Origin of the sequence: Streptomyces tendae, assembly GCF_014650435.1 — a bacterium.
GTDB classification, from domain to species: domain Bacteria; phylum Actinomycetota; class Actinomycetes; order Streptomycetales; family Streptomycetaceae; genus Streptomyces; species Streptomyces tendae.
Map to the genome: position 1 here is coordinate 1 of NZ_BMUY01000098.1, position 627 is coordinate 627.

Here is a 627-nt window from a genome sequence, read left to right on the forward strand (position 1 = left end):
GGGTTCCATGAAATGGTGCCCCTTGTTCCTGTCAGAGATTTTCCGTTCGGAGTTCGGGCCGCTCCGCAGGAAACTCCTCCGACGTGGGGTACGGGCGTTTTCGCAGGAAGAGCAGCCGGGACGAGGCTAACCCATGTCCCCGCCGCGGAGCGAGAGGCCGACCTGTGCCTCGTTCCGCGTATTCCCGCTCACCCGCGGCGCATGCGGACAGCGTGCCGGAATGCGGGTCCAAGTGACCCCGGTGACAGCGCACTTCCCCGCGCGGCCGGCGCCGCCCCCGGTCCGGGTCACGGCGGGGCCGTGGAGCCCCGCGGGGTGAGGACCGGCGTCGGCACCGGGTGCGAGCCCGGACCGTCCCCGGTGAGCGTTCCGAACAGAGTACGCGCCACCTCCGCGCCGAAGCCGTGCACGTCATGGCTCATCGCCGACAGGGTGGGCCGGGTCAGCCGGCACAGCTGTGAGTCGTCCCACGCCAGCAGCGACACGTCCTGCGGCACCCGAAGCCCCATCTCGGCCGCCACCGACAGCCCCGCCACCGCCATGATGTCGTTGTCGTACACGATCGCGGTCGGCCGCTCCCCGGCCGGCGCGGCCAGCAGCGTCCGGGTGGCACGGGCGCCCGCGTCC

The 627-nt window shown here is 72.1% G+C and carries 1 protein-coding gene; it reads right to left on the bottom strand.

Annotated features, from left to right (window positions below; all coding sequences use genetic code 11):
• Positions 1-287 precede the first annotated feature (287 nt).
• Positions 288-627, bottom strand: a 340-nt coding sequence (locus IE258_RS40805) for a substrate-binding domain-containing protein (protein ID WP_189750840.1), incomplete at its 5' end; no start/stop codon positions are given.